The sequence below is a fragment of the Brevundimonas sp. CEF1 genome, from assembly GCF_051353055.1.
In the GTDB taxonomy this organism is placed as follows: Bacteria; Pseudomonadota; Alphaproteobacteria; order Caulobacterales; family Caulobacteraceae; genus Brevundimonas.
In genome coordinates, this window is sequence record NZ_CP195593.1 from 1,334,841 (window position 1) to 1,360,743 (window position 25,903).

Here is a 25,903-nt window from a genome sequence, read left to right on the forward strand (position 1 = left end):
CGTGCGTTACGACTTCGGATCGGACAATACGGCCGGCATGGCGCCCGCCGCGCTGGAAGCGCTGGCGACGGCCAACGGCGGCTTCGCGCGGGCCTATGGCGCCGACGAGGTCACGGCGCGGGCCGCCGATCAGATCCGTCAGCGGCTGGACGCCGACGCCGAGGTGCGCTTCGTCTTCAGCGGGACAGCGGCCAACGCCATTGCGGTCTCCATGCTGGCCCGGCCCTATGAGGCGGTGCTGACCCATCATGCGGCCCATATCTGCACCGACGAGACCGGCGCGCCGGGCTTCTTTGGCCAGGGTGTCGGCCTGATTGGCTTGCCGGGCTATTCGGGCAAGATCGACGGCCTGGCCCTGCGCGCGGCGCTGGAGGAGCCGGTGGTCGGCCATCGCCAGCCGGCGGCGGCGCTGAGCGTCACCCAGGCGACCGAATACGGCGCGGTCTATTCCGAGGAGGAACTGCGCCACCTGATCGAGCCGGCCAAGCTGGCGGGACTGGGCGTCCACATGGACGGAGCGCGGCTGGCCAATGCGGTGGCGGCGGGCTTCGACCTGAAGGACATTCCGCGTCTGGGCGTGGACATTCTGGTGTTCGGCGGGGCCAAGGCGGGCGCCAACTGCGCCGAGGCTCTGGTCATCTTCGACAAGAGCCTGACGCGGCGGATCGACAACCGACTGAAGCAGGCCGGGCAGACGGCGTCCAAGGGGCGGTTCCTGGCGGCGCCGATCCTGGGCCTGCTGGAATCGGGCGCCTGGGAGAGCGGGGCGGCCCACGCCAATCTGATGGCACAGCGTCTGGCCGAGGGCATCGAGGAACGCTCGGCCTTCGTCCTGGCCCATCCGGTCGAGTCCAACGCCGTCTTCGTGCGGATGCCGGAGGAGGCGCATCAGAGGCTGAACGCCCAGGGTTGGGCCTGTTACCAGTTCGACGACGGGTCCGTGCGGTTCGTCTGTTCCTGGGCGACGACCGAGGGCGCGGTGGACGAACTGCTCGAAGCCATCGCGAGCCTGAACTGAATGTCGGTCTCGCTCCGGCAAGGCGCCGCCCATATGCTGGAGCATGACGATGCGCGGTGAACGATCGGGCCGACGGGGCGACTCCACGGTCAAGGCCATGGCCGCCGGACAGGAGCCGGCCAAGCAGGAGGCACCGCCGACCTGGCAGGCGCTGACGGACCTGTTGCGCGTGGTCGGCCGCTCGGGCGCGCCGCAATTGCCGTGGCGGGTCGCTGGGGCCATCGGCCTGACGCTGGCGGGCAAGGGGCTGGGCGTGGCCGCGCCGTTGATCCTGGGCGCGGCGGTCAATCATCTGGCGGCGGGGCAGGGCGCGGCGGCGGCCGTGGGCTGGGGCTTCGCCGCCTTCGCCGTGGGCTGGGCTCTGGTGCGCTTCCTGTCGGCGGCGACGCCGCAGCTGTCGGACGTGGTCTTCGCGCCGGTGCGGGCGGCGGCGCAGCGCCGGACGGCGGCCGAGACCTTTGCTCATGCCCTCAGCCTGTCGCTGGACTTCCACCAGACCAAGCGGTCGGGCGCCCTGTCGCGGACCATGGATCGCGGGTCGCGGGCGGTGGACTTCCTGCTGCGGATTCTGGTGTTCAATCTGGGACCGACCGTGGTCGAGCTGGTGCTGGCGGCGGCGGTGCTGAGCGGCAAATACGACTGGCGTTTCGGCGCCGTGGCGATCGGGGTGGTGGCCGTCTATGCGACCGCGACCTTCGCCATGGCCAACTGGCGCCTGGAGCATCGTCGGGCCATGAACGCCGCCGACAGCGAGGCGGCGGGCCTGTCGGTCGACGCCTTGCTGAACTATGAGACGGTCAAGTCGTTTGGGGCCGAGGGGCGGGCGGCCGAGGCCTATGACCGTTCGCTGTCGACCTATGTGGATGCGGCGCTGAAGGCCAATACCTCGCTGGCGACGCTGAACCTGATCCAGGGCCTGATCATGAACGTCGGCCTGGGCATCATGGCCGTCATGGCCGGGTTCGAGGCGGCGGCGGGCCGGATGGGGCCGGGCGATGTGACGGCGGCGGTGCTGATCATGATTTCGCTCTATGCGCCGCTGAACATCCTGGGCTTCGCCTATCGGGAAATCCGTCAGTCTTTCATCGACATGGAGGAGATGCTGAAGGTGACGCGTCAGGCGCCGCAGGTGGCCGATGCGCCCGACGCCGTCGCCCTGCCGCGACCTGCGGGCGGGTGCGGGGCCGAGGTCGTGTTCGACCATGTGGGCTTCCGCCACGATGCGCGGGCGGCGGGGCTGGACGACGTCAGCTTCGTCACCCCGGCCGGGACGACCACGGCCCTGGTCGGGCCGTCGGGGGCGGGCAAGTCCACCATCGTCAAGCTGGCCCTGCGTCTGCTGGACCCGCAGGAAGGACGCGTGCTGATCGACGGTCGGGACGCCCGGTCGGTGACGCAGGCCTCCTTGCGGGCGGCGGTGGCCCTGGTGCCGCAAGACGTGGCCCTGTTCAACGACAGCATCCGCGCCAACATCGCCTTCGCTCGACCGGACGCCGACGAGGCGGCCATCTGGGCGGCGGCCGAGGCGGCGGAACTGGCCGACTTCATCCGCAACCTGCCCGAAGGCATGGAGACGCGGGTGGGCGAGCGGGGCCTGAAGCTGTCAGGCGGCGAGCGTCAGCGGGTGGGCATCGCCCGCGCCCTGCTGGCGGACCCCTGCATCCTGATCCTGGACGAGGCCACCAGCGCGCTGGACAGCCGCACCGAGGCGGCGATCCAGAAGACGCTGAGGAAGGCGCGGGCGGGCCGCACGACCCTGGTCGTGGCGCACCGTCTGTCGACTGTGGCCGACGCCGAGCAGATACTGGTGCTGAAGGCCGGGCGCATCGTCGAGCGCGGCGCTCACCATGAGCTGGTGGCGCGTCAGGGCGGGGAATACGCCAGCCTGTGGCGCAAGCAGACGCGCGGAGCGAAGAGCCAGGTTCAGTCGGACTGAGTCGCGCCCGGAACCTTGGCCTTCAGCACGTCCTTGAGGCTGGCCAGGACCTGGGTGCGGGCCTCGGCGGCCTCGGCCGGCAGGGACAGCAGCAGGCGCAGGGCCTGGGCGTGGACGGTGACGATGCGCCAGTCGAAGGGCCTGTCCTCGGGCGCGGCGTCGATCAGGTCGCACAGGTTGGCGGCGGCGGCGCACAGGTCCTTGAGTTCGAACGGACCGGCGGCGTCGATCACGGCGCTGGAATGGTCATAGGCCTGATCGAGAACGCGAGACGCCTCTTCGAGCGAGGCGGCTGGTTGAAGCGCCGCCAGAGCCGCGACCTGTTCCTCGATCACCGCCCGACTGCGGGCCTCCATCTCGGCCAGGTTGGCCTTGGCCTGGGCCAGGGCGACGCCGGCGCTGACGCCGCCAGGCTGATCGATCAGGGTCGACAGGCGAGAGCGGCGACGGTTGTGCGTGATGACGGTCATAGTTCGATCGACGCTCTGCGTTGGGCTTCGAATTCCGCCTTGCGCATTTCCTCGGCGCGACGCTCGGGGCCGTCCCAGGGAACCGCATGGAAACGACGATCAGGCCCGAAATAGTCGCCGACTTCAAGGAAGGGCCGGGCGTCGCGGGCGACCCACACGATGCGTTCCAGCAGAACGCCGGCGCTGAACGGCTTGGTGATCAGGAAGTTGGCGCCGCAATCGCGCGCCTCGCTGACCTTGGAGCGACGCACGTGGGCGGCGGTCATGATGACCGGGGCGAAGGCGTTGGGCTCCAGCCCCGAGCGACGCAGCCAGCGCACGAACTCATAGCCGCTCATGCCCGGCATCTCGCAGTCGACCAGGATCAGATCGACCGGATGATCGCGCAGGATGGCGATGGCCTCGGCGGCGCTGGCGCAGGCGTGACGCACCTTGATGCCGAAGCCGAGGATGGCCTGGGCCGTCAGTTCCAGGGCGAAGGGCGAATCGTCGATGACCATGGTCACCGCGCCCGCGAAGTTGAACACCGCGCTTTCGCGCAGGGATTCGCCGACCCCGTTCATGCCGCGCATGAAGAGGCCCCAAGGGTCAGAAGGGGCGAGAAACCGATTCGCATGGCGTCAGCTTCGGCGGCGCGAAGCCGCCGTGCAATGCGTGATCAGCCCAGACGGCCGATGGCGTAGAAGCGATCGGCGCGGGCCTTGCGGATCTGGTCCGCCGACAGCGACGACAGCGCCTTCAGTTCGTCTTCCAGAACGTCGCCGACCGTTTGGATGGCCGTCTCGCGCGCCGTGTGAGCGCCGCCCAGGGGTTCCGGGATGACGCGGTCGACGATCTTCATCGCCAGCAGGTCCGGGCCGGTGATCTTCATGGCGTTGGCCGCGTCCTTGGCGCGCGTGCCGTCGCGCCACAGGATGCCGGCCGCGCCCTCGGGCGAGATGACCGAATAGATGGAGTGTTCCAGCATCAGCACGCGGCTGGCGGCGGCGATGGCGATGGCGCCGCCCGAACCGCCTTCGCCCGTCACCGTGGCGATGGAGGGGACGCCCAGGGTCAGGCCGCGCTCGGTCGAGCGGGCGATGGCCTCGGCCTGACCACGCTCCTCGGCGCCCAGGCCCGGATAGGCGCCGGCGGTGTCGACGAAGGTCAGGACCGGGAGGCCGAACTGCTCAGCCATGTCCATCAGGCGGACGGCCTTGCGATAGCCCTCGGGGCGGGCCATGCCGAAGTTGTGGGTGATGCGGGTCTGGGTGTCGTGACCCTTTTCGTGGCCCATGACCACGACCGGCTGGCCGCGGAAGCGGGCCAGACCGCCCAGGATGGCCTGGTCGTCGCCGAACTGACGGTCGCCGTGCAGTTCTACGAAGTCGGTGAACAGGCCGTCGATGTAGTCGATGAAGTGCGGACGCTGCGGGTGGCGCGCGACCTGGGTGCGCATCCACGGGTCGAGATTGGCGTAGGTCTTCACCCGCAGGGCGTCGGCCTTCTTGCGCAGGGCGGCGATCTCGGTCTCGAACGAGCCGCTGGTCGGGGCCAGATGCGACAGCTCCGCGATCTTGGCTTCCAGCTCGGCGATGGGCTTTTCGAATTCGAGATAGTGCGTGGCCATAAGGCGTCCGTGAGGAGAAGCGCGGTTGGCGCTACGGAAAGCGGCGGAAACTAGTGCGGGGAACGCCCTGGGGCAAGCGGGGTTCAGAAAGCCTTGGGCAGACCGGCCTGTTTGAGCACCGTGTTGGCGGTGTGGCGGCTCTTGGAGCGGGGAACGATCACGGCGTGGACGACGTCGGGATGGCGCCATTTCTCGTGGCTGCCCTTGGCGTTCTCCATGCGTCGCCAGCCGGCGGCATGAAGGAGGGCGGTCAGTTCGGGGTAGAAGTCCTTGGGCATATGTTCAGAGATTGCTGGATACCCGAACGCTCAACGCACGGTCAGGCGGCCAGAACCTCAAAGCCGCCCGAAGCCTCGAAGCGGATCGGGACGGGGCCATGGATGTCGAGGTTCTCAGCCAGAAGCTCGGACGCGAACTGGCGGGCCAGGCTTTCAAACTCGGCCAAGGTCGCGGTTTCGATGACCAGGCCGGGAATGTCGGATTCGCTGCACCAGACCTCGGCTTCCGGGTCCCAGATCGCCTTGACGTAGAAGGTGCGTGCCATCTGCGAACTATGGGCGTTCAGTCGTCCTTCGCCAAGGGGTGCTTGGAATGGACGACCTGGGCCAGGCGGTCGGTGGCGACGTGGGTGTAGATCTGGGTAGTCGATATGTCCGCGTGGCCCAGCAGAGTCTGGACCACGCGCAGGTCGGCGCCGCCTTCCAGCAGGTGGGTGGCGAAGGCGTGGCGCAGGACGTGGGGGCTGACGCGGGCGGGGTCGATATTGGCCGCCAGCGCGGCCTGATCCAGCAGCTGGGCGAAGCGGCGGGGCGTCAGGTGGCCGGTCTTGCCGTGCGAGGGAAAGAGCCAGGCGCTGTCGGGCGTGTTCGGCTTGCGCGCGGCGTCGCGGGCGTCGAGCCAGGCCTTGATCGCCTGGCGCGCGGCGGCGTTGAGGGGGGCCAGACGTTCCTTGCCGCCCTTGCCGCGCACGATCAGATAGGCGGGGTCGCGGCGCACGGCCTCGACCTTGAGCCCCAGCAGTTCGGAAACGCGCAGGCCCGAGGCGTAGGCCATCTCGACCAGGGCGACGAGACGCAGACCCGCCGCGCTGTCGGCGGCGCCGGCGGCGGTCAGCAGGGCTTCGATTTCGTCGCGGCTGAGGGTCTTGGGCAGGCTGCGGCCCTGTTTGGGGGCGTCGATGCGGCGGGAGGGATCGTCGGTGCGCCAGCCCTCGCCAAGCGCAAAGCGATAAAACTGGCGCACGGATGAGCGACGACGGGCGGCGGTGGCGGCGGACAGGCCGCGCCGGGACAGGTCGGCGAACCAGGCCTCGACGGCTTCCTGAGACGCGCCCATCAGGCCGCCGGCGTCGGACAGCCAGGTCTCGGCGTCGGCCAGATCACGGCCATAGGCGGACAGGGTGTGAGGCGAGGCGTCGCGTTCGACCGCCATCATTTCCAGAAAGGCCTCGACCTGGGGCGTCATGCGGCGGGCTCAACAGAGGTGTGGAGCGAGCGGCTGTGTCGTGTAGAGGATAGTGGGACCATGCCTGCCGACGCCTCGCCCGATTCCTCGCCCTTGTCGCCTCACCTGGCGCTCGACCGCACCATAACCCTGGTGGGGCTGATGGGCGTGGGCAAATCGACCGTGGGGCGCAGACTGGCGCAGCGGCTGGGTCTGCCCTTCCATGACGGCGATCACGAGATCGAATCCGCCGCCGGAATGAGCGTCAGCGAAATCTTCGCCAGCCGGGGCGAGGCAGAGTTTCGGGCGGGCGAGGCGCGAATCATGCGCCGCCTGCTGGAGGGGCCGCCCATCGTCCTGGCGACCGGCGGCGGGGCCATGATGAACCCCGAGACGCGGGCCCTGATGAAACAGCACTCGGTCAGCGTCTGGATGCGGGCCGACCTGAAGGTGATCGCCGAACGGGTGCAGCGCCGCGACACCCGGCCCCTGCTGCGCGGGCGCGACCCGCTGGAGGCCCTGAGCCAGTTGGCCGAGGCCCGCTATCCCATCTATGCCGAGGCCGACCTGACGGTGGAGGTGGGCGGCGGCTCGCACGGCCAGGCGGTCGAGGCGATTTATCGAGAACTGCGGCGCCACGCCCGCGAGGAGAGCCAGAAATGACGACGACGATCCCGGTCGGAGGCGAGGGCTTCGCCGCCTATGAGGTCGTGGTCGGGCGTGGACTGCTGGAACAGGCGGGCGCGCGTGTCGCGGCGCTGAAGCCGACGCGGGCCTTCATCGTCAGCGACGAGACGGTGGCGGCCATCCACGGCGAGACGGTGCGGGTCGCGCTGGAAGGCGCGGGGCTGACGACCGGGATCGTCACGGTGCCGGCGGGCGAGGCGTCCAAGTCGTTCGAGCAGCTTGAGGCCGTTCTGGATCGGCTGCTGGCCGAGGGACTGGACCGCAAGAGCCTGGTCGTGGCCCTGGGCGGCGGCGTCGTGGGCGATCTGGCCGGGCTGGCGGCGGCCCTGTTCATGCGCGGCGTCGACTTTGTGCAGGTCCCGACGACCCTGCTGGCCCAGGTGGATTCCTCTGTCGGCGGCAAGACGGCGATCGACACGCCGCGCGGCAAGAACCTGATCGGCGCCTTTCACCAGCCGCGGCTGGTGCTGGCCGACATCGAGGCCCTGGCGACCTTGCCGGTGCGTCAGGTGCGCTCGGGCTGGGCCGAGGTGCTGAAGCACGGCCTGATCTGCGACGCCGCCTTCTTCGACTGGCTGGGCGGAGAGGGGGCCGCGGGCGCCGAGGGCGACCCAGACGCCCTGGAACGGGCGGTGATCCGCTCGGTCGAGATCAAGGCCCAGATCGTCGGCGAGGACGAGAAGGAGGCCGGGCGGCGCGCCCTGCTGAACCTGGGCCACACCTTCGGGCACGCGCTGGAGGCCGAGTTGGGCTTTGGCGACGCCCTGACCCACGGCGAGGCGGTGGCCCTGGGCTGCGCCATGGCGTTCCGGTTCTCGGCGCGTCAGGGGCTGTGCTCGGCGGCTGATGCGGTGAAGGCCGAGGCAGGGATCAAGGCGGCGGGCCTGCCGACGCGGCTGGCGGACGTCGATCAGGTCTTCAGCGTCGAGGCCCTGATCGGGCGAATGGCCGGGGACAAGAAGGCCGAGGGCGGGCGGTTGACGCTGATCCTGGCAAGAGCCATCGGTGATGCGTTTACGGACAAGAACGTGGATGCGGACGCGGTGCGGGCCTTCCTGATCGAGGAAGGCGCGGTGGCGTGAAGCTGAGCCCCGTCGTCCTCGAAGACCGCTTCGTCCGGCTGGAGCCGTTCACGAAGGGGCTGGAGGGCGAGGTGAGGGCGGCGCTGGACTGCGATCCCGAGGCCTGGAACGGCATGGTCAGCGCGGCATGCGGCGAGCATTTCGACGGCTGGTGGACGTCGGCGCTGAAGGCCATGGAGACCGGCTCGCGCATCGCCTTCGCCGTGCGGCGGTTGAGCGACGGGGCGGTGGTCGGCACGACCAGCCTGTATGAGATCAAGCCCGAGCATCGGCGTTGCGAGGTCGGCTCGACCTTCTATCGCCCGGAGGCGCGCGGCGGGCCGGTCAATCCGGCGTGCAAGCGGCTATTGCTGGACTACGCCTTTTCCAGCGGCGCGGTGCGGGTCGAGATCATCACAGACGCCCTGAACGCGGCCAGCGCGGCCGCCATCCGCAAGCTGGGTGCGCGCGACGAAGGCGTCCTGAAGAAGCACAAGATCACCTGGACCGGGCGCGTGCGCGACACGGCGCAGTTCGCGGTTCTGGATGAGGACTGGCCCGAGGTGCGGGCGCGGCTGGATGGACGATTGGCGAAGTTCGCCTAGTCCACCGCCCGGCACTCGGTCGGTTCGCGGCCGTCGGCGGTCCAGGTCGCCTGGACGCCCTTGCCGCGCAGTTCGTAACCGCTGGCGCGATACCAGATGCCGCTAGCGGCGCGTTCCTGGAAGAGATCGACCGCTTCGCCCGAGGAGTTGCGCACCGTCGCCATCTGGCGCGGATTGTCGAAGTCGACCGAGAGGCGTTCGCTGTTGTTGCACAGATAGACGGTGCGGATGACGCGGTTCAGGGCGCGGTCCTGAACCTCGGCGCCGGTGCGTTTGCGGGCGGTCTGGGCCTCGATGGCGCGTTCGCGCACGGCGTCGCCGTCAGTGGGGGCTTCGCGGGGTTCAGGGCCGCAGGCGGCGAGCAGGGCGGTCAGGGCGAGAACGGGGCCGGCGCGAAGGATCAGATGCGGCAAGCGAAGCGCCTCCAAGGTCAAGCTTGGGTTTTCAACGCCCTGCGGCGGCGCGCGTTCCGCGACGCGCCCGGAAGAAGGCGCGCAGGGCCTCGGCGGCCGGCTCGGCCATGACGCCGCCCTCGGTGGCGGGCCGCCAGTGGCAGGTCGGTTGATCGAAGAAACGCCCGCCGTGGATCACCGCGCCGCCCTTGGGATCGTCCGCGCCCCAGACCACCCGACCGATGCGGGCGTGGCTGATGGCGCCCGCGCACATGGCGCAAGGTTCCAGCGTGACATAGAGGGTGAGGTCGGTAAGGCGATAATTCTGCAACTTTGACGCTGCATCTCGCAATGCCACGATCTCGGCATGAGCGGTCGGATCATGGGCCGTTATGGGGCCGTTTTGCCCACGGCCAAGCACTTCGCCGGTCGATTCGTCGACAATTATCGCGCCGACGGGCACTTCGCCAGCTTGCGCCGCCGCTTGCGCCAAGTCGAGCGCCATGCTCATGAACCGCTCATCATGGATCGCCATCCCAAAGACAACGACAAGAAGCCCCGCTCCCGTCAAGACGACGGCCCGCGCGGCCCCCGTAAATTCGCCGACGCGCGCCCGGACAAGGGCGGCTTCGCAGACCGTAAAGGCCCGCCACGCGGCGACCGCAAGGACGATCGCGGCGACAAGCCCTTTGTGAAGGGCGCCGGCAAGGGCGGCCCGAAAACGGCGAAGGAGCCGGCCGCGCCGCTGCGCAGCGAGCGAATCGCCAAGGCCATGGCGCGCGCGGGCATCGCCTCGCGCCGCGAGGTCGAGCGTCTGATCGGCCTGGGCAAGGTGGCGGTGAACGGCCGCATCCTGGACACGCCGGCGACCCTGGTGACGCGCGACGACGTGATCACCGTCAACGGCAAGCCGATGGGCGCGGCCCAGGCCACGCGCGTCTGGCGCTATCACAAGCCGGCCGGTCTGATCACCAGCCACAACGACCCGGCGGGCCGCCCGACCGTGTTCGACGCCCTGCCCAGCGGCCTACCGCGCGTGATCTCGGTCGGACGTCTCGACCTGAACACTGAGGGCCTGCTGCTGCTGACCAACGACGGCGAGCTGAGCCGGGCGCTGGAAATGCCGGACACGGCCCTGGTGCGTCATTACCGCGCCCGCGCACGCGGTCGCATCACCCAGGCTGAGCTGGACAAGCTGAAGACCGGCTGCACCATCGAGGGCGTCCACTACGGCCCGATGGAAGCGACCATCGACAAGGCCAAGGAAAAAGAGGACGGCGAGCGCAGCTCCGCCAACCTGTGGATCAGCGTCTCGATCACCGAGGGCAAGAACCGCGAGGTCCGCAAGGTCCTGGAGTCGGTCGGCCTGACCGTGAACCGTCTGATCCGTCTGGCCTATGGCCCGTTCCAGCTCGGCACCCTGCCGGTCGGCGCGGTCGAGGAAATCGGCCCGCGCGTGATCCGCGAGATGCTGGCCGACCACATCCGGCCCGAGAACCTGCCGACCGGCAACAGCGTCTCGACCCCCGCGCCCATCCCCGGTCGCCGCACCTCCTCGCCCATCGTGACGGGCAAGTCGGGTTCGGCCATGTCGGACCCCTCGCGCAAGCCGAGCCGCGTCCGCGCCGCGACCGAGGCCCAGGCCGACGCGGTCGACCGCCGCGAGCGCCCGGCCAAGAAGGAAGGCTGGGCCAAGACCGGACCCCGGTTCGAGCACACCAAGACCTTCAAGCCGCGCGCCCGGCCTGAAGCCGCTCAGGGCGGCGAGTGGTCGGATCGTCCGCGCCGGCCGTTCAACCGGTCGGAGCCGCAACTGATCGACGACCGTCGCGCGCCCCGCGACGGCGCCAAGGGCGGCTTCAAGCCGCGCGAAGGCGGTTTCAGCGACCGTCCGAAGCGGGACTTCAAGCCCCGTGACGGCGCGCCGCGTTCGGACGGTGATCGTCCGCAACGCGACTTCAAGCCGCGCGAGGGTGGTTTCAGCGATCGTCCGAAACGGGACTTCAAACCCCGCGAGGGCGGTTCGAGCGACCGTCCGCAGCGCGACTTCAAACCGCGTGACGGGGCGCCGCGCTCGGGCGGCAAGCCTGGCGGCTTCGGCGGCAAGCCGGGCGGTTCGCGTCCAGGCGGCGGCAAACCCTTTGGCGGCAAGCCTTCGGGCGGTCGCGGCGGTCCGCGCGACCGAGGCTAAGGTCTGGACGGAGGGCTGACGATGGTCGAGGCCGAGGAGGGCGCGCGTCTGGCGGGCCGGTGCCTGTGCGGGGCGGTGACCTTCACCGCCACGCCGCTGGGCGGGATGCACGCCTGCCACTGCGAGAGCTGCCGTCGGATTTCGGGCGGGGTCTCGCTGAGCGTCAACTGCGGCGACAGCCTCGAGGTCGCCGGCCCTGTGGCGACCTATGACTCGTCGGAATGGGCGGAGCGTCAGTTCTGCCCAGCCTGCGGTTCGGGCCTGTTCTGGCGTCTGAAGGCGGGCGGGATGACCATGGTCTCGGTCCAGGCCTTCGACGATCCCTCGGCCTTCGCCTTCGAGGACGAGATCTACATCGACTCCAAGCCCGCCAACTATGACTTCGCCGGCGACCGCCCGCGCCTGACCGGCGCCGAGGTCGAGGCCCTGTACGCGCCGAACGAGGACTGACATGCGGATTGTCGCCGGAAGCCTGAAGGGGCGCGCCATCCTTGCGCCCGAGGGCCAGAACACGCGTCCGACCTCGGACCGGGCGCGCCAGGCCATCTTCAACGTGCTGGAACACGCTTCCTGGGGCGAGAGCCTGCACGAGATGCGGGTCATGGACATCTACGCCGGGTCGGGCGCCCTGGGCTTTGAGGCCCTGTCGCGCGGCGCGGCCTTCGCCCTGTTCGTCGAGATCGACGACGGCGCGCGCGGCGTGATCCGCGAGAATATGGACGCCTATGGCCTGTTCGGACGGGGACGGGTGCATCGCCGCAGCGCTATCGACCTGGGCGAGCGTCCCGGCTCGGTGGGCGAGGCCTTCGACCTGGCCTTCCTGGACCCGCCCTACGCCAAGGGCCTGGGCGAACAGACGCTGGAGCGGCTGCGTGAAGGTCAATGGCTGAAGCCCGGCGCCATTGTGGTGTTCGAGCGCGGCTCGGACGAGCCGGACATCGACACGCCGGGCTATGAGCGGCTGGACGCGCGCGACTATGGCGCCGCGCGCGTCCTCTTCCTCAGGGTTCTAGAAACCGCGCCCTGAGGTGCGGTTGTCCAACTGACTGCGCAGACGGGTCAGGCCGTCGCGATTGACGACATAGGGGCCGCCGTTTCGCGACTTGATGACGCCCTTGCGCTTCAGGCTGCGCCATTGCGCCAAGTCGCAGCCGTCCAGCACCCAGCCTTCGCGGGTGAAGCAGCGGGCGGCGATGATGCGACCCTGATCGTCGCGTTCCAGCAGGATGCGACCGCCCTGGGCCAGGGCGTGGAGCGTGCGTTGTTCCGCACGGGAGATGTTCATTTCAGATTGTCCGGGACAGGCGTCAGCGTGCGCCCGGCGTCGATCCTTCAGACGCGGGGCGTTACGAGCGGCCTCGGACGGGTTTCAGCGTCCGGGCCTCAGGCCGTGAACACATTCTCAGACATAAACAGTCCCAACAGGTGAGGGGCGAGAGATAGCGAGGCCGTGGCCCGGTTTCAATCGCCCTGGCGCAGCTTCCGGGCCAGGCCGCGCGCGCCGGCGGTGACGTCGGCCCAGGTGACGTCAAAGCCGTCGTCGTCGCCGAAGTAGGGATCGGCGACGGGCTGGCCTTCACGGCCTTCGACGTGGTCCAGCAGCAGGCTGAGGTCAGCGGTCGCGTCGGCCGGGGCGAGGCGGCGCAGGTTTGCGAAGTTGTCCTCGTCGAGGGCGATGATGTGGGTGAAACGGCGGAAGTCGGCGGGCTTCACCTGACGACCGCGCAGGGCGGAGATGTCGACGCCGTTCTTGCGCGCGACGGCCTGGGCGCGCGGATCGGGCGGATCGCCGAGGTGCCAGGAGCCGGTGCCGGCGGAATCGACGATCACATCCAGTCTCAGGCGGCGGGCCTCTTCGCGGAAGGCCGCCTCCGCCAGGGGCGAGCGACAGATGTTGCCGAGGCAGACGAAAAGGACGCTGTAAGTCATGACGTCAGGGTAACTGAACAGTGGGGACTGTGAATGCCCCCTGTGCTCCGCTCATCCCGGCGGACGCCGGGATCCAGTTCTTTGGCCAAGTCTGCAACGGGGAGATTGAAAGCGCTCTGGCACCATTTCTCACTGGATCCCGGCGTCCGCCGGGATGAGCGGGAGGGTGGGTCACCGCCTTCCGAACAGTTTCTCGAGGTCGTTGAGCTTTAGCTCGACATAGGTGGGTCGACCGTGGTTGCACTGGCCGGAGTGGGGCGTGGCCTCCATCTGACGCAGCAGGGCGTTCATTTCGGGGGCGGAAAGGACGCGGCCGGCGCGGACGCTGCCGTGGCAGGCCATGGTGCCGCAGACCTCGGCCATGCGCTCCTTCAGCGACAGGGCGGCGCCGTGTTCGGACAGGTCGTCGGCGATGTCGCGGATCAGGCCCTGAACATCGGTGTCGCCGAGCAGGGCGGGGGTTTCGCGCACCAGAACCGCGCCCGATCCGAAGGCTTCGACGATCAGACCCATCTCGGCCAGTTCCTCGGCCTTGGCGGCGACACGCTCGGCCTCGGCGGGGTCCAGTTCGACCACCTCGGGCGTCAGCAGGGCCTGACGGGTGACGGCGCCGGTCGCCATCTGGGTCTTCATCCGCTCATAGACGAGGCGTTCGTGGGCGGCGTGCTGATCGACCACGACCAGGCCGTCGCGGGTCTGGGCGACGATATAGGTGCCGTGCAGCTGGGCGCGGGCGGCGCCGAGCGGGTAGTCGATCAAGTCGGGCGGCGTCTGGGCGCCGGGTGCGATCTGGCCGGCGTGTTCGGCCTGGATCTCGCCCAGGGTGCGGAAGCTGGGTGCGGCGGCCTCTCCGCTCCAGGTGTGTTCGACGCGAGCCGAGCGTTCGTTGAGGCCCGGCAGGTTCTGGGCGGCGGCGGCTGGTTGCGACCAACCCTGCCAGCCGCTCCAGCCCGGCGCGGCGGCTCCGAACGACTGGGCCGTGGGCGAGGAGGGGCTGTAGAGGGCCTCGCCCGTATGCGGCCGGAAACCGGACAGGGCGTCGGCGGCGACCGTGGTCGAGGCGCGGTGCCCCGCCGCGTGCAGGGCGTGGCGCAGGGCGCCGACGATCAGGCCGCGCACCAGGGCGGGATCGCGGAAGCGAACTTCTGCTTTCGCGGGGTGGACGTTCACGTCGACGTAGAGCGGGTCGATGTCGAGGAACAAGGCCGCAGCCGGGTGCCGATCGCGGGCCAGGAAGTCGGCATAGGCGCCACGTAATGCGCCCTGCAGCAGGCGGTCGCGCACCGGGCGGCCGTTGACGAACAGGAACTGGTGCGCCGCATTGCCGCGCGAATAGGTGGGCAGGCCCGCATAGCCGGACAGACGCACGCCGTCGCGCTCTTGGTCGATCAGTAGGGCGTTGGCCTCGAAATCGCGGCCCAGCAGGGCGCCGAGGCGTTTCAAGCGGCCCTCGAAGCCCGGATGCTCGGCGGGCAGGCGCAGGGTCACCTTGCCGTCCAGCGACAGGGTGAAGGCGACGGCTTCGTGGGCCATGGCCTGACGCTTGATCTCTTCCGAGATGGCCATGGCCTCGGACCGCTCGGACTTCATGAACTTGAGGCGGGCGGGGGTGGCGTAGAAGAGGTCGCGGACCTCGACACGGGCGCCATGCGGGCCGGGGAAGCCGGCGGGGGCGACCGGGCGTTGGTCGCCGCCGTCCACGGTGACGGCCCAGGCGTCGGCCTCTTCGCGGGCTCGCGTCGTGATGGTCAGGCGGGCGACAGAGCCGATGGAGGGCAGGGCCTCGCCGCGGAAGCCGAGGGTGTGGATGCGCAGCAGGTCCACGTCGCCCGCGTCGTCAGGCTCCAGCTTGGAGGTGGCGTGACGTTCGACCGCCAGAGGCAGCTCGTCTTTCGGAATGCCCTTGCCGTCGTCGGCGATCAGGATGCGGGTCAGGCCGCCGCCGTCCGCCTGGATCTCGACGCGCGAGGCCCCCGCATCCAGCGCGTTCTCGACCAGTTCCTTGATGGCGCTGGCGGGGCGTTCGACCACCTCGCCGGCGGCGATGCGGTTGACGGTTTCGGGGGGGAGGCGGCGAATGGGCATGTGAGTCGCAAGATAGGCGGGCGGCGCGCAGGGCGCACCTCAATCCGCATTTTTGCACGAACGGGGCTTGAAGCTCTGTAATCGCAACTTATACTGTTGCAGTCCGAGCGGCGCGCCGACGGACAGAGCAACCGTTTCTGGACCTCGTGTCCAGCCCTGAAGATTGAACGAGGTCCTCCCATGAAGATCAAAGCCGCCATTCTGGCCGTTTCCGCCGCCGCCCTGCTGGCCGCCTGCAGCCCCGCCGCCGACAAGTCGGGTGCGCCCGCCGCTGACGCCGCCTCGACCGCCCCGGTCGAGCTGAAGGCCCCGGCCGGCGTCTATGTCATGGACCCGACCCACGCCTCGCTGCAGTGGTCGATCGGTCACAACACGATTTCCAACTACACGGCCCGCTTCAACAAGTTTGACGCCAAGATCACGCTGGACCCGGCCAACCTGGCCAACAGCTCGGTCGAGGTCAGCATCGACCCGGCCTCGGTCGACGCCAACTATCCGGGCGACTACACCGGCACCCACGCGGGCTCGGGCTTCAAGAGCTGGAGCGAGGACATCGCCAAGAACAAGAACTTCCTGAACGCCGGCGCCTTCCCGCAGATCACCTTCAAGTCGACCAAGGTCGAGCTGACCGGCACGCGCACGGCCAAGGTGACGGGCGACCTGACCTTCCTGGGCGTGACCAAGCCGGTGACCCTGGACGCCACCTTCGGCGGCGAGATCGAGAAGCACCCCTTCATGCAGGTCCCGACCATCGGCTTCGCGGCCGAAGGCAAGTTCAAGCGCTCGGACTTCGGCATGCCGGTCGGTCCGGTGGGCGACGAAACCACCATCCGCTTCGACGGCGAGTTCCTGCAGCAGGTCGCTCCGGCTGCTCCCGCTGCCTGATTTCTGATCCCTCTGCCGTCATCCCGGACAGCCGGCAGGCTGATCCGGGACCCAGGCATCGGATGAGAGCTCGAGGCTTCGGCGCTTGGGCTCTGCCGTCTGGGTCCCGGATCGCGCCTGTGGCGCGTCCGGGATGACGGATTTTCTTTGCGAGTTTGTGATGCCCGCCAGTCGCTACACCCCCGTCGCCATCGCCCTGCATTGGGCCATCGCGATCGCCATCATCGCCATGATCCCGATGGGCTGGTGGATGAGCGAGGCGATCAATGAGCCGGGCAGTCAGGCGCTGGCCTATCGCGTGTTCCAGATTCACAAGTCGGTCGGCTTCCTGATCCTGGCGCTGACGGCCCTGCGGCTGGTCTGGCGGGTGACGCACCGGACGCCGGGGATGCCGGCGGAGATGAAGACCTGGGAGACGTTCGCGGCGCGGGCGACCCATGCGGCCTTTTACGGCCTGATGCTGGCCCTGCCGCTGACGGGCTGGCTCTATGTTTCAGCAGGCTGGGCCGTGGCGACGGATACGCCGCTGGCCGTGGCGACCAGCTGGTTCGGCCTGTTCACCGTGCCGCACCTGCCCTTCATCGGCGAGGCGGCGGCGGGTTTGCGCCGGACCGTGGCCTATCAGGCCATGGGTGCGCACAGCCTGATGGCCTGGGGCGCGGTCGTGCTGATCGCCCTGCACGTCGGGGCGGCGCTGAAGCACCAGTTCATCAATCGCGACGGGGTTCTGGCCCATATGATCCCGGTGCTGAAGCACGGCGAGGGCCGCACCGCGCCGGAACCAAAACCCCTGCTGCGTAGGACCGAGCGTCTGGCAGGGCTGGGCTTTATCGCGGCCCTGGCCGTGGCGGGCGGCATCGCGGCCAAGCCCGCGCCTCTGGCCGAAGGGGCAGGGGCCGAGGTCCATGCTGCGGCGGCGCCCGCTCAGGCCGAGGCGGCGGTCACGCCGGGGACGGCGACGGCCTGGACCATCGATCAGGCGGCCTCGACCATCGAATTCACCGGAACCCACGCGGGCAAGGCCTTCAAGGGGCGGTTTGAGCAGTGGGAGGGCCAGGTCTGGTTCGATCCGGCCGATCTGGCGGGCTCCAAGGCCGTGGTTCTGGTGAAGACCGGCACAGCCAAGACGGGCGACGCGACCCAGGAAGGCAGCCTGACCGGGGCGGAATGGTTCGATCCGAGCGCCTATCCGACCGCGCGGTTCGAGGCGGCGACGTTCAAGGCCCTGGGCGGAAACCGCTATGAGGCGACGGGGACGCTGCGGATCAAGACCGTAAGCGTGCCTGTCGTGCTGCCCTTCACCTTTGACCAGGCGGACGGCGTGGCGACCGTGGCCGGCAGGCTGGAGCTGGACCGCACGGCTCTGGACCTCGGCATGATGTCCGACGCGGGCGGCGACTGGGTGTCCAAGGCGATTGGGGTGGAGATCAGGGTGACGGCGAGGCGGGCTGGCTAAACCCTCTTTCCCTTCCCCTCGATGGGGGAAGGGCAGGGATGGGGGTGTGTGCTCAAGGTTTCTGATGGAGCGCACGAGGCATGTCGTCTCCGGAGCCCAGTTGCAAACGGCTCTGCCGACACCCCCACCCAACCCTCCCCCATCGAGGGGGAGGGCTTGTTGAGTTACGATGATGGCGGAAGAGAAGGTGCTTAGGGGTTTGCCCGACTCCGCGCGGGGCGTTACAGCCTTCGGCTTCTTCCCGAACGTCCGAAGATTGACGCCATGCACGACATCAGAGCCATCCGCGACAACCCCGAAGCCTTCGTCGCCGGCTGGTCGTCGCGCGGGGTGGACGACGCCGCCGACGTCGTGGCCCGCATTCTGGCGCTGGACGTGGACCTGCGCGCCGCCCAGACGACAGGTCAAGAAGCCCTGGCCAAGCGCAACGCCGCCTCCAAGGCCATCGGCGCCGCCATGGGCAAGAAGGACATGGCCGAGGCCGACCGGCTGAAGGCCGAGGTCGAGACGCTGAAGACCGACATCGCCGAGGCGGGCGAGGCCGAAGCCGCCAAGGGCGCCGAACTGCGCGACCTGCTGGCGGGGTTGAAGAACCTGGCCGCCGCCGACGTGCCGGACGGCGAGGACGAAAACGACAATGTCGAAGTCCTGAAGTGCGGCACGCCGCGCACGACCGGCCCGGCCAAGGATCACGCCGACCTGGGCGAGGCCCTGGGCCTGCTGGACTTTGAAGCCGCCGCCAAGATGTCCGGCTCGCGCTTCGCCGTGCTGAAGGGCCAATTGGCGCGTCTGGAACGCGCCATCGGCCAGTTCATGCTGGACCTGCAGACGGACCAGCACGGCTATCTGGAAGTGAACCCGCCGCTGCTGGTCCGCGACAATGCAATGTTTGGCACAGGCCAATTGCCGAAATTCGAAGAGGACCTGTTCAAGACTGGTGACTTCGGCGCCGCATTCAGCGAACTCGCCCGTGAGATTGATGGCGCCGCCAAGCGGCAGAGCGAAGGCGACCTGTTTAGCTATTCGGTGAACGTCCGAGAACAGTTGGACGCTCGCTACCTCATCCCCACCGCCGAAGTCTCCCTGACCAACCTCGTGCGCGAGCAGGTTCTGGGCGAGGACGAGGTGGCGACGCCCATGCGTCTGACGGCCCTGACGCCCTGCTTCCGGGCCGAGGCCGGGTCGGCGGGGCGCGATACGCGCGGCCTGATCCGCCAGCACCAGTTTTCCAAGGTCGAGATGGTCTCCATCTGCCGTCCCGAGGACTCCGAAGCTGAGCATGAGCGCATGACCGGTTGCGCCGAGGCGGTGTTGCAGGCGCTGGAGCTGCCCTATCGCAAGGTGCTGCTGTGCAAGGGCGACATGGGCTTCTCGGCGCAGAAGACCTATGACCTCGAGGTCTGGCTGCCGAGCCAGAACACCTATCGCGAGATCAGCTCCTGCTCGAACTGCGGCGACTTCCAGGCCCGGCGCATGGACGCCCGGTTCAAGCGCGCGGGCGAGAAGAAGACCGAGTTCCTGCACACCCTGAACGGCTCTGGCCTGGCGGTCGGCCGCACCCTGGTTGCGGTGATGGAGAACTATCAGCAGGAGGACGGCTCGATCGCCGTGCCGAACGCGCTGCTGCCCTATATGGGCGGGTTGAAACAGGTTGGCTGATCCTTCTCCTCCTGCGGGAGACGGCGCTCAAGCAGCCGAAGGCGTTAGCGCTGAAAACCCTTCTCCCCTTGGGGGAGAAGGTGGGCCGCGCAGCGGCTCGGATGAGGGGTTGCTCAGACAGAAGATGCTAGTGGCGAGTGCAGACGACATGATTACCGGCCGGGGCGCGACCCCTCATCCGTCTGGCTTCGCCAGCCACCTTCTCCCACAAGGGAAGAAGGGCATCCTTGGTGCGCTATCGCCCTTCGGGCTGCTTGAGCGCGAATGATGCGAATTCTCCTCACCAATGACGACGGCATCGAGGCAGAAGGTCTTGAATGTCTTGAGAAGATTGCTCGCGCCCTGTCGGACGACGTCTGGGTCGTCGCGCCCCAGACCGAGCAGTCGGCCAAGGGGCGCGGGATCACCCTGACCGAGCCGCTGCGGGTCAATCAGCTGGGCGACAAGCGCTTCGCCGTGACCGGCACCCCGACCGACTGCGTCATCCTGGCGGTCAACGATTTGATGCCCGAGAAGCCTGATCTGGTGCTGTCGGGGGTCAATCGCGGCCACAACGTCGGCGAGGACGTCAGCTATTCCGGCACGGTGGCGGGTGCGCTGCAGGGCATGGCCTTCGGCATCCGCTCCATCGCCCTGTCGCAGTCGCTGGAGCGCTTCCACGACGACGTGGTGGCGCATTGGGAGACGGCCGAAGCCTTCGCGCCGGGCATTGTCTCCAAGCTGCTGGAGCAGAAGTGGGAGGACGGCGTGGTCATGAACGTCAACTTCCCCAACCTGCCGCCGGAACTGGTCAAGGCAGTCGAGGTGACCAAGCAGGGCTTCCGCGACATCGGCGAAATGCACGCCATTCGCCGCACCGACCTGCGCGGTCGCGACTACTACTGGATGGCTTTCCGCGGCGCGCCGCAGGAACACGCCGAGGGCACCGACCTGCGAGCCATGGACGAGGGCCGGATCTCGGTCACGCCGCTGCACATCGACCTGACGCACATGCGCAGCGTCAACGACCTGAAGAAGGTGCTGGGCGGCGCCCCGCCCAAGGGACCGCTGGAAAAATGAGCCTGTCGGACGACCGCGCGGGCCGGTTGATCCTGTCGCTGCGGCGCCAGGGGGTGACCGACGCGCGGGTGCTGAAGGCGATGGAATCCATCGACCGGTCGCTGTTCGTCCACGAGAAGTTCCTCGATCAGGCCTGGGAGGACCAGGCCCTGCCGATCGACTGCGCCCAGACGATCAGCCAGCCCTATATCGTCGGCTTGATGACCCAGGCGCTGGACGTCCAGCCGCGCCACCGCGTGCTCGAAATCGGCACCGGCAGCGGCTATCAGTGCGCGGTGCTCAGCCGTCTGGCGCGCTTTGTCTATTCGGTGGAGCGCTACAAGAGCCTGCTGACCGAGGCCGAGCACAAGCTGAAGCTGCTGGGCGTCGACAATGTCTTCACCCGCCACGGCGACGGGGGGCAGGGTTGGCCGGAACAGGCGCCCTTTGACCGGATCATGGTCACGGCGGCCTCGCCGCACGAGCCGACTGAACTGCTGAAGCAGTTGAAGCCCGGCGGCGTGCTGGTCGCGCCGGTGGGGCGAAGTTCGGTGCAGATGTTGAACCGCTATACCGGTCAGGACGACGGCAGCTTCCGCCGCGAAAGCCTGTGCGAAGTCCGGTTCGTGCCCCTGGTCGAGGGGACGGCCAAGGAGGGGTAGGGGCGTCCGTCCTCCTATCTCGTCATCCCGGAAATCGCGTAGCGATTATCCGGGACCGCTCAATGCGCCTGCGTCAGACTTGAAAGCGGTTTCCCATAGATCGGCCCATTGAGGGTTGGTTTGCTCGATGAGGTCGAACTTCCATTGACGACGCCAGCGCTTCAGGCGCTTCTCAAAATGAATGGCTGATTCAGCATCGTCGAAGACCTGATACCAGACTAATTATCGTAAACCCCACTGGCTGGTGAAGCCAGGGTAGGCGCACTCTCTATGTTGCTGGACGCGTCCAAGCAGGTCGGACGTAACGCCGACATAGAGCACGCCGCGCGGCGTGTTGGTCATTATATAGACGGTGAAGACCCTGTCTTCGCGCATGAGGCGGATGGTAGCGCTTCTGGCGGTCCCGGATAAGCCCTGCGGGCTTTCCGGGATGACGAATGACTGTTCGGGTTAACCTTTCCGCCCCACTTTGGCGCCGTTTGGCGGGTTGGCTTGGCGGCGCTTCCGGGGCACACCGGGGGCAGACGCAATTCAAGGTTAAGAAGGAGGGGCGCATGGGCGGCTTCACGGGCTGGATCAGGGCGGCGGTCGTTGTCGGCGGGGCGCTGACGGTTACGGCGTGTTCGACCTATCCGAACGAGCCGCGCTATTCGACGCGTCCCATGCCGACGGGGCAGGGCGCCTATCCGGCGCAGCCGCAACAGCAACCCGGCGCCAACCCCTATTACACCCAGCCGGCGCAGCCGCAGACGCCGCCGCCCGCGTCGCGTCCCTATGAAGAGCAGGGACCGCGCGCGCCGGCCGGCAGCATCGAAGGCGGCGGACTGCCGCCCGCCGGCGGTCCGGCCTATCCTTCGACGGGGGCGCCGGTCACGGTGACGCCGCCGCCGCCCGCGGGTTCGACCAGCATGCCGGGCGCGACCTATGTGATCCAGCAGGGCGACACCATTTCGGGCGTCGGTCGTCGCTTCCAGACGCCGGTGCAGATTCTGATCGACCTGAACGGCCTGGGGCCGCGCGGCGCCATCAGTTCGGGCCAACGCATCATCCTGCCGGACAGCGCGGTGGACACCGGCTCCGATCCCTATGCGACCGGCGCGTCGCCGGTCGGCGTGCGGACGCCGAATAACGGCGTGGCGCCCCCGCCGCCGCCGCCGCCCAGCGGCAACGCCGCCCTGCCGCCCGCGCGTGCGCCCGCTGTGACGTCCTCGACGCCGGCCTCGCCGGTCCAGGGCGCGGCCGTGGGTCAGGCCCTGGCGATGCAATGGCCGGTGCGCGGCGACATCCTGCGTCGCTTCGGCCCGGTGGGCATGGGCGAGCGCAACAACGGCGTCAATATCGGCGCCGCGGCCGGGGCCGAGGTCAAGGCCGCCGCCGCCGGGCGCGTGGCCTATGTCGGCGATGATCTGGTGGGTCAGGGGCTGACGGTCCTGATCGTTCACCGCGACGGCTGGCGCACGGTTTATGGCCATCTGGGCTCGGCCACGGTGCGCGACGGGGCCGAGGTTCGCGCCGGTCAGGCCATCGGCACGGTGGGCCTGACGGCGGGCGACGGCCGTCCCTCGATCCACTTCGAGACGCGCCAGATGCGCGGCGATGATCCGGTTGCGGTTGATCCGCTGAGCGTCCTGCCGCGCTGAAACCGAGCCGCCCGGCGTGTCCGGGCGGCATCGTCTCGGATCAGAGACGTCAGGCCGCGTTGCAAATCGGCACGGCGCGCCCTAGGTTCCGCGCCTCATTTTAATGGGGCCCCCGTTTCGAGGTTGGCCCGGTTCGGGGAGTTTCCATGCCTACTGGTTCCGAAGGCGGCCTGATGGCCATCGTGGTGCAGATCGCGCCGATCGTTGCGATCTTCATCCTGTTCTACTTCCTGATGATCCGTCCGCAGCAGAAGCGGATGAAGGCGCACCAGGCCCTCATCGCCGGCGTCAAGCGTGGCGACGAAGTCGTCCTGTCGAACGGCATGGTCGGCAAGGTGACGCGCGTTGAAGACGCTGAGGCCATGGTCGAGATCTCGCAGGGCGTGAACGTCCGTGTGGTCAAGTCGATGATCGCTGAAGTGCGCAACCGCACCGCCATCGCCGCCAACGACAAGGGCTGAGCGGCTCTCGCCGCTGACGCCCGCCCGAAATAGAGCCCTGACATGATTCAGCTTGCGCGCTGGAAAGTCGTCCTGGTCGTGCTGTCGCTCGTTGTCGGGCTGCTGCTGGCCTTCCCGAGCATGCTCAGCCAGGCGCAGCGCGACGCGCTGCCCGGCTGGCTGCCCAAGAACGGCCTGAACCTGGGCCTCGACCTGCAAGGGGGCTCCTACCTCCTGCTGGAGGTCGATGTGCCGGAGATGCGCAACAAACGCGTCACCAACCTGATGGAAGACGTGCGGGTCGCCCTGCGTGAACAGCAGGTCAACATCGGCGCCATGCAGCGCGAGACGGGCGGCGTGGTCGTGACCATCGCCGATCCCGGTCAGTTCGACACGGCGCTGACGGAGCTGCGCCAGTTGGCCCAGACCGGCGTCGCCGCCAACGGCCAGCCGGATCGCACGGCCACGCGCCTGAGCGGAAACCGCATTCGCTTCGCCTATACGGACGCCACGCTGAACAGCATGGGCGCGACAGCGGTGGATCAGTCCATCGAGGTCGTGCGCCGTCGTCTGGACAGCTCGGGCACCAAGGAAATCGCCATCACACGTCAGGGCGCGGACCGCATCGTGGTCCAGGCCCCGGGCCAGAGCGATCCGGCCGAGCTGGAACGTCTGGTCGGGCGCACCGCCCAACTGACCTTCCAGATGGTGGATACCTCGAGCACGGGCTTGCAGGACGCGGTGGCAGGGCGCGTGCCGCCGGACGCCGAACTGCTGACCGACGATCAGGGCACGCCCTATCTGGTCAAGAAGCGCATCCTGGTCTCGGGTGAAAACCTGACCCGCGCCGGCGTCGGTTCGGACCAGAACGGCCGCCCGGCCATCGACTTCCGCTTTGACGGCCAGGGCGCGCGTCGTTTCGGCGAGGCCACCGCCCAGAACATCGGCAAGCCCTTCGCCATCATCCTGGACGGCAAGGTGATTTCGGCTCCGACCATTCAGGGCGCCATCACCGGCGGGACGGGCCAGATCACCGGCAGCTTCTCGATCCAGTCGGCGTCTGAACTGGTCAACCTGCTGAACGGGGGCGCTCTGCCGGCGCCGCTGAAGGTCGAGGAACGCCGCGTCGTCACCGCCGAGCTGGGCGCCGACGCCGTTCAGGCCGGCATGGTCTCGACCATCATCGGCTTCATCCTGATCTGCGTCTTCATGATCGGCGCCTATGGCTTCCTGTTCGGCGGCGTGTCGGTGCTGGGTTTGGTGCTGAACGGCATCCTGATCATCGCCGCAATGTCGCTGTTCGGCGCGACCCTGACCCTGCCCGGCATCGCCGGTCTGGTGCTGACCTTCGCTGTGGCCGTCGACGCCAACGTGCTGATCTTTGAGCGGATGCGCGACGAAGCGCGGGCTGGTCGTTCGGTCATCGCCTCGATGGACGCCGGTTTCAACAAGGCCATGGGCACGATCGTCGACGCCAACCTGACCACCCTGGTGGCGGCGCTGATCATGTTCATGTTCGGCGCGGGGCCCGTGCGCGGCTTCGCCTGGACGCTGACCATCGGCGTCTTCACCTCCATGTTCTCCTCGGTGATGGTCGCCCAGGTCCTGCTTGGGTACTGGCTCAAAGTCGCCAAGCCCAAAAAACTGCCGATCGCGGAGTGATGGCGATGCGTGGATGGCCCCTCATCAAACTGCTTCCGCAGAAGACGAACTTCCGCTTCGTCAAATATGCGCCCGCCGCAGGCGTGATCTCGATCATCCTGTGCGTGGCGTCGATCGTCGGCTGCTTCTATCCCGGCCTGAACATGGGCATCGACTTCCGGGGCGGCGCCTCGATGGAAGTGTCCAAGCCCGCCGGTCAGGTGCTGGAACTGGATAAGGTTCGCGGCGCCGTCAGCGAACTGGGTCTCGGCGACGTCCAGGTTCAGGGCATCGACAGCGCCGCCAGCGCCATCGTTCGCTTCCAGATTCCCGAGGATGAAGGCCAGAGCGCCGTCGTCGCCCGGGTCGAGAAGGCGATCGACGAGGCTGTCGGCGAGGTGAAATACTCGGGCGTCAGCGTCGTGGGCTCCAAGGTCTCCGGCGAGCTGTTCACCAGCGGCCTTCTGGCCCTGGGCGCGGCCATCGTGCTGATGTTCATCTACATCTGGTTCCGGTTCGAGCCGCAGTTCGGTTTCGGCGCCGTGGCGGGACTGGTGCACGACATGATCCTGACCTTCGGTCTGATCGTCCTGTTCCGGTTCGAGTTCAGCCTGAACACAGTGGCGGCCATTCTGACCGTCATCGGCTATTCGATGAACGACACCGTCGTCGTGTTCGACCGTCTTCGCGAGAACCTGCGCAAGTACAAGACCATGCCCCTGCGCGAGGTCATCGACCTGTCGCTGAACGAGACCCTATCGCGGACCATCATCACCGGCGTCACGGCCGTGGGCGTTCTGGCCGTCCTGGCCATGTTCGGCGGCGAGGCTCTGTTCGGCTTCTCCATCGTGCTGATGATCGGCATCGTGATCGGCACCTATTCGTCGATCTATGTCGGCGCGCCGATCATCCTGCTGTGGGGCGTCAAGCGCGGCGGCTCCATCGACGAAGACGCCAAGCCGATCAAACTCGGCATGGCCAGCCGGCCCTAAGCTCCGGCTACCTGAAAAGGCTCCTCCTTCCCCCCGGCGGGGAGGGAGGAGTAAGGTCACGCTT

The 25,903-nt window shown here is 68.3% G+C and carries 29 protein-coding genes; 17 read left to right on the top strand and 12 right to left on the bottom strand.

The window, feature by feature from the left end:
- The first annotated feature begins 1 nt into the window (after position 1).
- Positions 2 to 1,018 carry a threonine aldolase family protein gene (locus ACR9FL_RS06965; protein WP_436357841.1) on the top strand — a complete coding sequence of 339 codons (1,017 nt, stop codon included), beginning with the start codon at positions 2 to 4 and terminating at the stop codon, positions 1,016 to 1,018.
- A gap of 49 nt (positions 1,019 to 1,067) precedes the next feature.
- On the top strand, positions 1,068 to 2,954 hold the full coding sequence (locus ACR9FL_RS06970; protein ID WP_436357842.1) for an ABCB family ABC transporter ATP-binding protein/permease: 1,887 nt from the start codon (positions 1,068 to 1,070) through the stop codon (positions 2,952 to 2,954).
- Here the strand turns inward: ACR9FL_RS06970 and ACR9FL_RS06975 are convergent.
- From ACR9FL_RS06975 to ACR9FL_RS07000, 6 genes are all read right to left on the bottom strand, one after another.
- The gene (locus tag ACR9FL_RS06975) at positions 2,942 to 3,424 is read right to left on the bottom strand and encodes a chemotaxis protein CheE (RefSeq protein WP_436357843.1); all 483 of its coding nucleotides are present in this window, start codon (positions 3,422 to 3,424) and stop codon (positions 2,942 to 2,944) included. The genes ACR9FL_RS06970 and ACR9FL_RS06975 overlap by 13 nt on opposite strands.
- Positions 3,421 to 3,996: a response regulator gene (locus ACR9FL_RS06980; protein WP_296176654.1), complete on the bottom strand. Its 576-nt coding sequence runs from the start codon at positions 3,994 to 3,996 to the stop codon at positions 3,421 to 3,423. Before ACR9FL_RS06980 ends, ACR9FL_RS06975 begins: the two co-directional genes overlap by 4 nt.
- A gap of 86 nt (positions 3,997 to 4,082) precedes the next feature.
- Complete coding sequence (locus ACR9FL_RS06985) at positions 4,083 to 5,033, bottom strand: acetyl-CoA carboxylase carboxyltransferase subunit alpha (protein ID WP_296176655.1); 951 nt, start codon at positions 5,031 to 5,033, stop codon at positions 4,083 to 4,085.
- An 83-nt stretch (positions 5,034 to 5,116) separates the two neighbouring features.
- Positions 5,117 to 5,311, bottom strand: coding sequence for a type II toxin-antitoxin system HicA family toxin (locus ACR9FL_RS06990; protein WP_436357844.1), 195 nt, complete (start codon positions 5,309 to 5,311; stop codon positions 5,117 to 5,119).
- Between the two features lie 41 nt (positions 5,312 to 5,352).
- The gene (locus ACR9FL_RS06995; RefSeq protein WP_313632678.1) at positions 5,353 to 5,577 is read right to left on the bottom strand and encodes a DUF1902 domain-containing protein; all 225 of its coding nucleotides are present in this window, start codon (positions 5,575 to 5,577) and stop codon (positions 5,353 to 5,355) included.
- Positions 5,578 to 5,594: 17 nt separating this feature from the next.
- Positions 5,595 to 6,497 carry a site-specific tyrosine recombinase XerD gene (locus ACR9FL_RS07000; RefSeq protein ID WP_296176658.1) on the bottom strand — a complete coding sequence of 301 codons (903 nt, stop codon included), beginning with the start codon at positions 6,495 to 6,497 and terminating at the stop codon, positions 5,595 to 5,597.
- A gap of 33 nt (positions 6,498 to 6,530) precedes the next feature.
- Here ACR9FL_RS07000 and ACR9FL_RS07005 point away from each other — a divergent pair, with 33 nt between their 5' ends.
- From ACR9FL_RS07005 to ACR9FL_RS07015, 3 genes are read left to right on the top strand one after another with little or no spacing between them, the layout of a single operon-like run.
- Positions 6,531 to 7,139, top strand: coding sequence for a shikimate kinase (locus tag ACR9FL_RS07005; RefSeq protein ID WP_436358130.1), 609 nt, complete (start codon positions 6,531 to 6,533; stop codon positions 7,137 to 7,139).
- A complete protein-coding gene (gene aroB / locus ACR9FL_RS07010) occupies positions 7,136 to 8,245 on the top strand; it encodes a 3-dehydroquinate synthase (RefSeq protein ID WP_436357845.1) in 1,110 nt (369 codons plus the stop codon). The genes ACR9FL_RS07005 and aroB overlap by 4 nt, the downstream gene beginning before the upstream one ends.
- The gene (locus ACR9FL_RS07015; RefSeq protein WP_436357846.1) at positions 8,242 to 8,829 is read left to right on the top strand and encodes a GNAT family N-acetyltransferase; all 588 of its coding nucleotides are present in this window, start codon (positions 8,242 to 8,244) and stop codon (positions 8,827 to 8,829) included. The genes aroB and ACR9FL_RS07015 overlap by 4 nt, the downstream gene beginning before the upstream one ends.
- On the opposite strand, the gene ACR9FL_RS07020 is transcribed toward ACR9FL_RS07015, so the two are convergent.
- Together ACR9FL_RS07020 and tadA are read right to left on the bottom strand one after the other, a co-directional pair.
- Positions 8,826 to 9,242: an MliC family protein gene (locus ACR9FL_RS07020; RefSeq protein ID WP_296176666.1), complete on the bottom strand. Its 417-nt coding sequence runs from the start codon at positions 9,240 to 9,242 to the stop codon at positions 8,826 to 8,828. The genes ACR9FL_RS07015 and ACR9FL_RS07020 overlap by 4 nt on opposite strands.
- 31 nt (positions 9,243 to 9,273) lie before the next feature.
- Positions 9,274 to 9,732 carry a tRNA adenosine(34) deaminase TadA gene (gene tadA / locus ACR9FL_RS07025; protein WP_296176671.1) on the bottom strand — a complete coding sequence of 153 codons (459 nt, stop codon included), beginning with the start codon at positions 9,730 to 9,732 and terminating at the stop codon, positions 9,274 to 9,276.
- Between the two features lie 12 nt (positions 9,733 to 9,744).
- Between tadA and ACR9FL_RS07030 the strand changes: the two genes are divergently transcribed.
- Genes ACR9FL_RS07030 through rsmD form a run of 3 tightly spaced genes read left to right on the top strand, consistent with a single transcriptional unit; the run spans position 9,745 to position 12,439 of the window.
- Positions 9,745 to 11,412 (top strand): pseudouridine synthase, encoded by a 1,668-nt coding sequence (locus tag ACR9FL_RS07030; RefSeq protein ID WP_436357847.1) that lies wholly within the window; start codon positions 9,745 to 9,747, stop codon positions 11,410 to 11,412.
- 21 nt (positions 11,413 to 11,433) lie between these two features.
- Entirely contained in the window at positions 11,434 to 11,862 is a 429-nt protein-coding gene (locus ACR9FL_RS07035) for a GFA family protein (protein WP_296176977.1), read from the top strand.
- A gap of 1 nt (position 11,863) precedes the next feature.
- Complete coding sequence (gene rsmD, locus ACR9FL_RS07040) at positions 11,864 to 12,439, top strand: 16S rRNA (guanine(966)-N(2))-methyltransferase RsmD (RefSeq protein WP_296176980.1); 576 nt, start codon at positions 11,864 to 11,866, stop codon at positions 12,437 to 12,439.
- On the opposite strand, the gene ACR9FL_RS07045 is transcribed toward rsmD, so the two are convergent.
- The 3 genes from ACR9FL_RS07045 to mutL form a co-directional block, all read right to left on the bottom strand.
- Complete coding sequence (locus ACR9FL_RS07045) at positions 12,422 to 12,697, bottom strand: YjhX family toxin (protein WP_296176983.1); 276 nt, start codon at positions 12,695 to 12,697, stop codon at positions 12,422 to 12,424. The genes rsmD and ACR9FL_RS07045 overlap by 18 nt on opposite strands.
- Before the next feature lie 176 nt (positions 12,698 to 12,873).
- Positions 12,874 to 13,341, bottom strand: coding sequence for a low molecular weight protein-tyrosine-phosphatase (locus ACR9FL_RS07050; RefSeq protein WP_436357848.1), 468 nt, complete (start codon positions 13,339 to 13,341; stop codon positions 12,874 to 12,876).
- 171 nt (positions 13,342 to 13,512) lie between these two features.
- Entirely contained in the window at positions 13,513 to 15,426 is a 1,914-nt protein-coding gene (gene mutL, locus ACR9FL_RS07055) for a DNA mismatch repair endonuclease MutL (RefSeq protein WP_296176989.1), read from the bottom strand.
- Between the two features lie 180 nt (positions 15,427 to 15,606).
- On the opposite strand from mutL, the gene ACR9FL_RS07060 reads away from it, so the two are divergent.
- The 5 genes from ACR9FL_RS07060 to ACR9FL_RS07080 all read left to right on the top strand — a co-directional run bounded on the left by ACR9FL_RS07060 (position 15,607) and on the right by ACR9FL_RS07080 (position 21,126).
- Positions 15,607 to 16,311: a YceI family protein gene (locus ACR9FL_RS07060; RefSeq protein WP_296176994.1), complete on the top strand. Its 705-nt coding sequence runs from the start codon at positions 15,607 to 15,609 to the stop codon at positions 16,309 to 16,311.
- A 133-nt stretch (positions 16,312 to 16,444) separates the two neighbouring features.
- Positions 16,445 to 17,767 carry a YceI family protein gene (locus ACR9FL_RS07065; protein ID WP_436357849.1) on the top strand — a complete coding sequence of 441 codons (1,323 nt, stop codon included), beginning with the start codon at positions 16,445 to 16,447 and terminating at the stop codon, positions 17,765 to 17,767.
- A 264-nt stretch (positions 17,768 to 18,031) separates the two neighbouring features.
- Positions 18,032 to 19,426, top strand: coding sequence for a serine--tRNA ligase (gene serS / locus ACR9FL_RS07070; protein WP_296176999.1), 1,395 nt, complete (start codon positions 18,032 to 18,034; stop codon positions 19,424 to 19,426).
- 267 nt (positions 19,427 to 19,693) lie between these two features.
- A complete protein-coding gene (gene surE, locus ACR9FL_RS07075; protein WP_296177001.1) occupies positions 19,694 to 20,485 on the top strand; it encodes a 5'/3'-nucleotidase SurE in 792 nt (263 codons plus the stop codon).
- Positions 20,482 to 21,126: a protein-L-isoaspartate(D-aspartate) O-methyltransferase gene (locus tag ACR9FL_RS07080; RefSeq protein ID WP_312062550.1), complete on the top strand. Its 645-nt coding sequence runs from the start codon at positions 20,482 to 20,484 to the stop codon at positions 21,124 to 21,126. Before surE ends, ACR9FL_RS07080 begins: the two co-directional genes overlap by 4 nt.
- 222 nt (positions 21,127 to 21,348) lie before the next feature.
- Here ACR9FL_RS07080 and ACR9FL_RS07085 read toward each other — a convergent pair whose 3' ends face one another.
- Positions 21,349 to 21,501, bottom strand: a complete 153-nt coding sequence (locus ACR9FL_RS07085) for a GIY-YIG nuclease family protein (protein WP_436357850.1) — start codon at positions 21,499 to 21,501, stop codon at positions 21,349 to 21,351.
- A 179-nt stretch (positions 21,502 to 21,680) separates the two neighbouring features.
- Between ACR9FL_RS07085 and ACR9FL_RS07090 the strand changes: the two genes are divergently transcribed.
- From ACR9FL_RS07090 to secF, 4 genes are all read left to right on the top strand, one after another.
- Positions 21,681 to 22,766, top strand: coding sequence for a peptidoglycan DD-metalloendopeptidase family protein (locus ACR9FL_RS07090; protein WP_436357851.1), 1,086 nt, complete (start codon positions 21,681 to 21,683; stop codon positions 22,764 to 22,766).
- 146 nt (positions 22,767 to 22,912) lie between these two features.
- Positions 22,913 to 23,227 (top strand): preprotein translocase subunit YajC, encoded by a 315-nt coding sequence (yajC, locus tag ACR9FL_RS07095; protein WP_105562350.1) that lies wholly within the window; start codon positions 22,913 to 22,915, stop codon positions 23,225 to 23,227.
- Between the two features lie 42 nt (positions 23,228 to 23,269).
- Positions 23,270 to 24,868, top strand: a complete 1,599-nt coding sequence (secD, locus tag ACR9FL_RS07100) for a protein translocase subunit SecD (RefSeq protein WP_296177010.1) — start codon at positions 23,270 to 23,272, stop codon at positions 24,866 to 24,868.
- Positions 24,868 to 25,839, top strand: a complete 972-nt coding sequence (gene secF, locus ACR9FL_RS07105; protein ID WP_436357852.1) for a protein translocase subunit SecF — start codon at positions 24,868 to 24,870, stop codon at positions 25,837 to 25,839. The genes secD and secF overlap by 1 nt, the downstream gene beginning before the upstream one ends.
- The last annotated feature ends 64 nt before the right edge of the window (positions 25,840 to 25,903 follow it).

Coding starts and splice junctions, on each gene's coding strand:
- ACR9FL_RS07030 (WP_436357847.1), top strand. CDS start 9,745: ATGGATCGCCATCCCAAAGACAACGACAAGAAGCCCCGCTCCCGTCAA.
- ACR9FL_RS06990 (WP_436357844.1), bottom strand. CDS start 5,311: ATGCCCAAGGACTTCTACCCCGAACTGACCGCCCTCCTTCATGCCGCC.
- secF (WP_436357852.1), top strand. CDS start 24,868: ATGGCGATGCGTGGATGGCCCCTCATCAAACTGCTTCCGCAGAAGACG.
- ACR9FL_RS06980 (WP_296176654.1), bottom strand. CDS start 3,996: ATGCGCGGCATGAACGGGGTCGGCGAATCCCTGCGCGAAAGCGCGGTG.
- surE (WP_296177001.1), top strand. CDS start 19,694: ATGCGAATTCTCCTCACCAATGACGACGGCATCGAGGCAGAAGGTCTT.
- ACR9FL_RS07060 (WP_296176994.1), top strand. CDS start 15,607: ATGAAGATCAAAGCCGCCATTCTGGCCGTTTCCGCCGCCGCCCTGCTG.
- ACR9FL_RS07050 (WP_436357848.1), bottom strand. CDS start 13,341: ATGACTTACAGCGTCCTTTTCGTCTGCCTCGGCAACATCTGTCGCTCG.
- ACR9FL_RS06970 (WP_436357842.1), top strand. CDS start 1,068: ATGCGCGGTGAACGATCGGGCCGACGGGGCGACTCCACGGTCAAGGCC.
- ACR9FL_RS06995 (WP_313632678.1), bottom strand. CDS start 5,577: ATGGCACGCACCTTCTACGTCAAGGCGATCTGGGACCCGGAAGCCGAG.
- ACR9FL_RS07080 (WP_312062550.1), top strand. CDS start 20,482: ATGAGCCTGTCGGACGACCGCGCGGGCCGGTTGATCCTGTCGCTGCGG.
- serS (WP_296176999.1), top strand. CDS start 18,032: ATGCACGACATCAGAGCCATCCGCGACAACCCCGAAGCCTTCGTCGCC.
- ACR9FL_RS07035 (WP_296176977.1), top strand. CDS start 11,434: ATGGTCGAGGCCGAGGAGGGCGCGCGTCTGGCGGGCCGGTGCCTGTGC.
- ACR9FL_RS07000 (WP_296176658.1), bottom strand. CDS start 6,497: ATGACGCCCCAGGTCGAGGCCTTTCTGGAAATGATGGCGGTCGAACGC.
- tadA (WP_296176671.1), bottom strand. CDS start 9,732: ATGAGCATGGCGCTCGACTTGGCGCAAGCGGCGGCGCAAGCTGGCGAA.
- aroB (WP_436357845.1), top strand. CDS start 7,136: ATGACGACGACGATCCCGGTCGGAGGCGAGGGCTTCGCCGCCTATGAG.
- ACR9FL_RS07090 (WP_436357851.1), top strand. CDS start 21,681: ATGGGCGGCTTCACGGGCTGGATCAGGGCGGCGGTCGTTGTCGGCGGG.
- secD (WP_296177010.1), top strand. CDS start 23,270: ATGATTCAGCTTGCGCGCTGGAAAGTCGTCCTGGTCGTGCTGTCGCTC.
- ACR9FL_RS07085 (WP_436357850.1), bottom strand. CDS start 21,501: ATGCGCGAAGACAGGGTCTTCACCGTCTATATAATGACCAACACGCCG.
- ACR9FL_RS06975 (WP_436357843.1), bottom strand. CDS start 3,424: ATGACCGTCATCACGCACAACCGTCGCCGCTCTCGCCTGTCGACCCTG.
- ACR9FL_RS07045 (WP_296176983.1), bottom strand. CDS start 12,697: ATGAACATCTCCCGTGCGGAACAACGCACGCTCCACGCCCTGGCCCAG.
- mutL (WP_296176989.1), bottom strand. CDS start 15,426: ATGCCCATTCGCCGCCTCCCCCCCGAAACCGTCAACCGCATCGCCGCC.
- yajC (WP_105562350.1), top strand. CDS start 22,913: ATGCCTACTGGTTCCGAAGGCGGCCTGATGGCCATCGTGGTGCAGATC.
- ACR9FL_RS06985 (WP_296176655.1), bottom strand. CDS start 5,033: ATGGCCACGCACTATCTCGAATTCGAAAAGCCCATCGCCGAGCTGGAA.
- rsmD (WP_296176980.1), top strand. CDS start 11,864: ATGCGGATTGTCGCCGGAAGCCTGAAGGGGCGCGCCATCCTTGCGCCC.
- ACR9FL_RS07065 (WP_436357849.1), top strand. CDS start 16,445: ATGACGGATTTTCTTTGCGAGTTTGTGATGCCCGCCAGTCGCTACACC.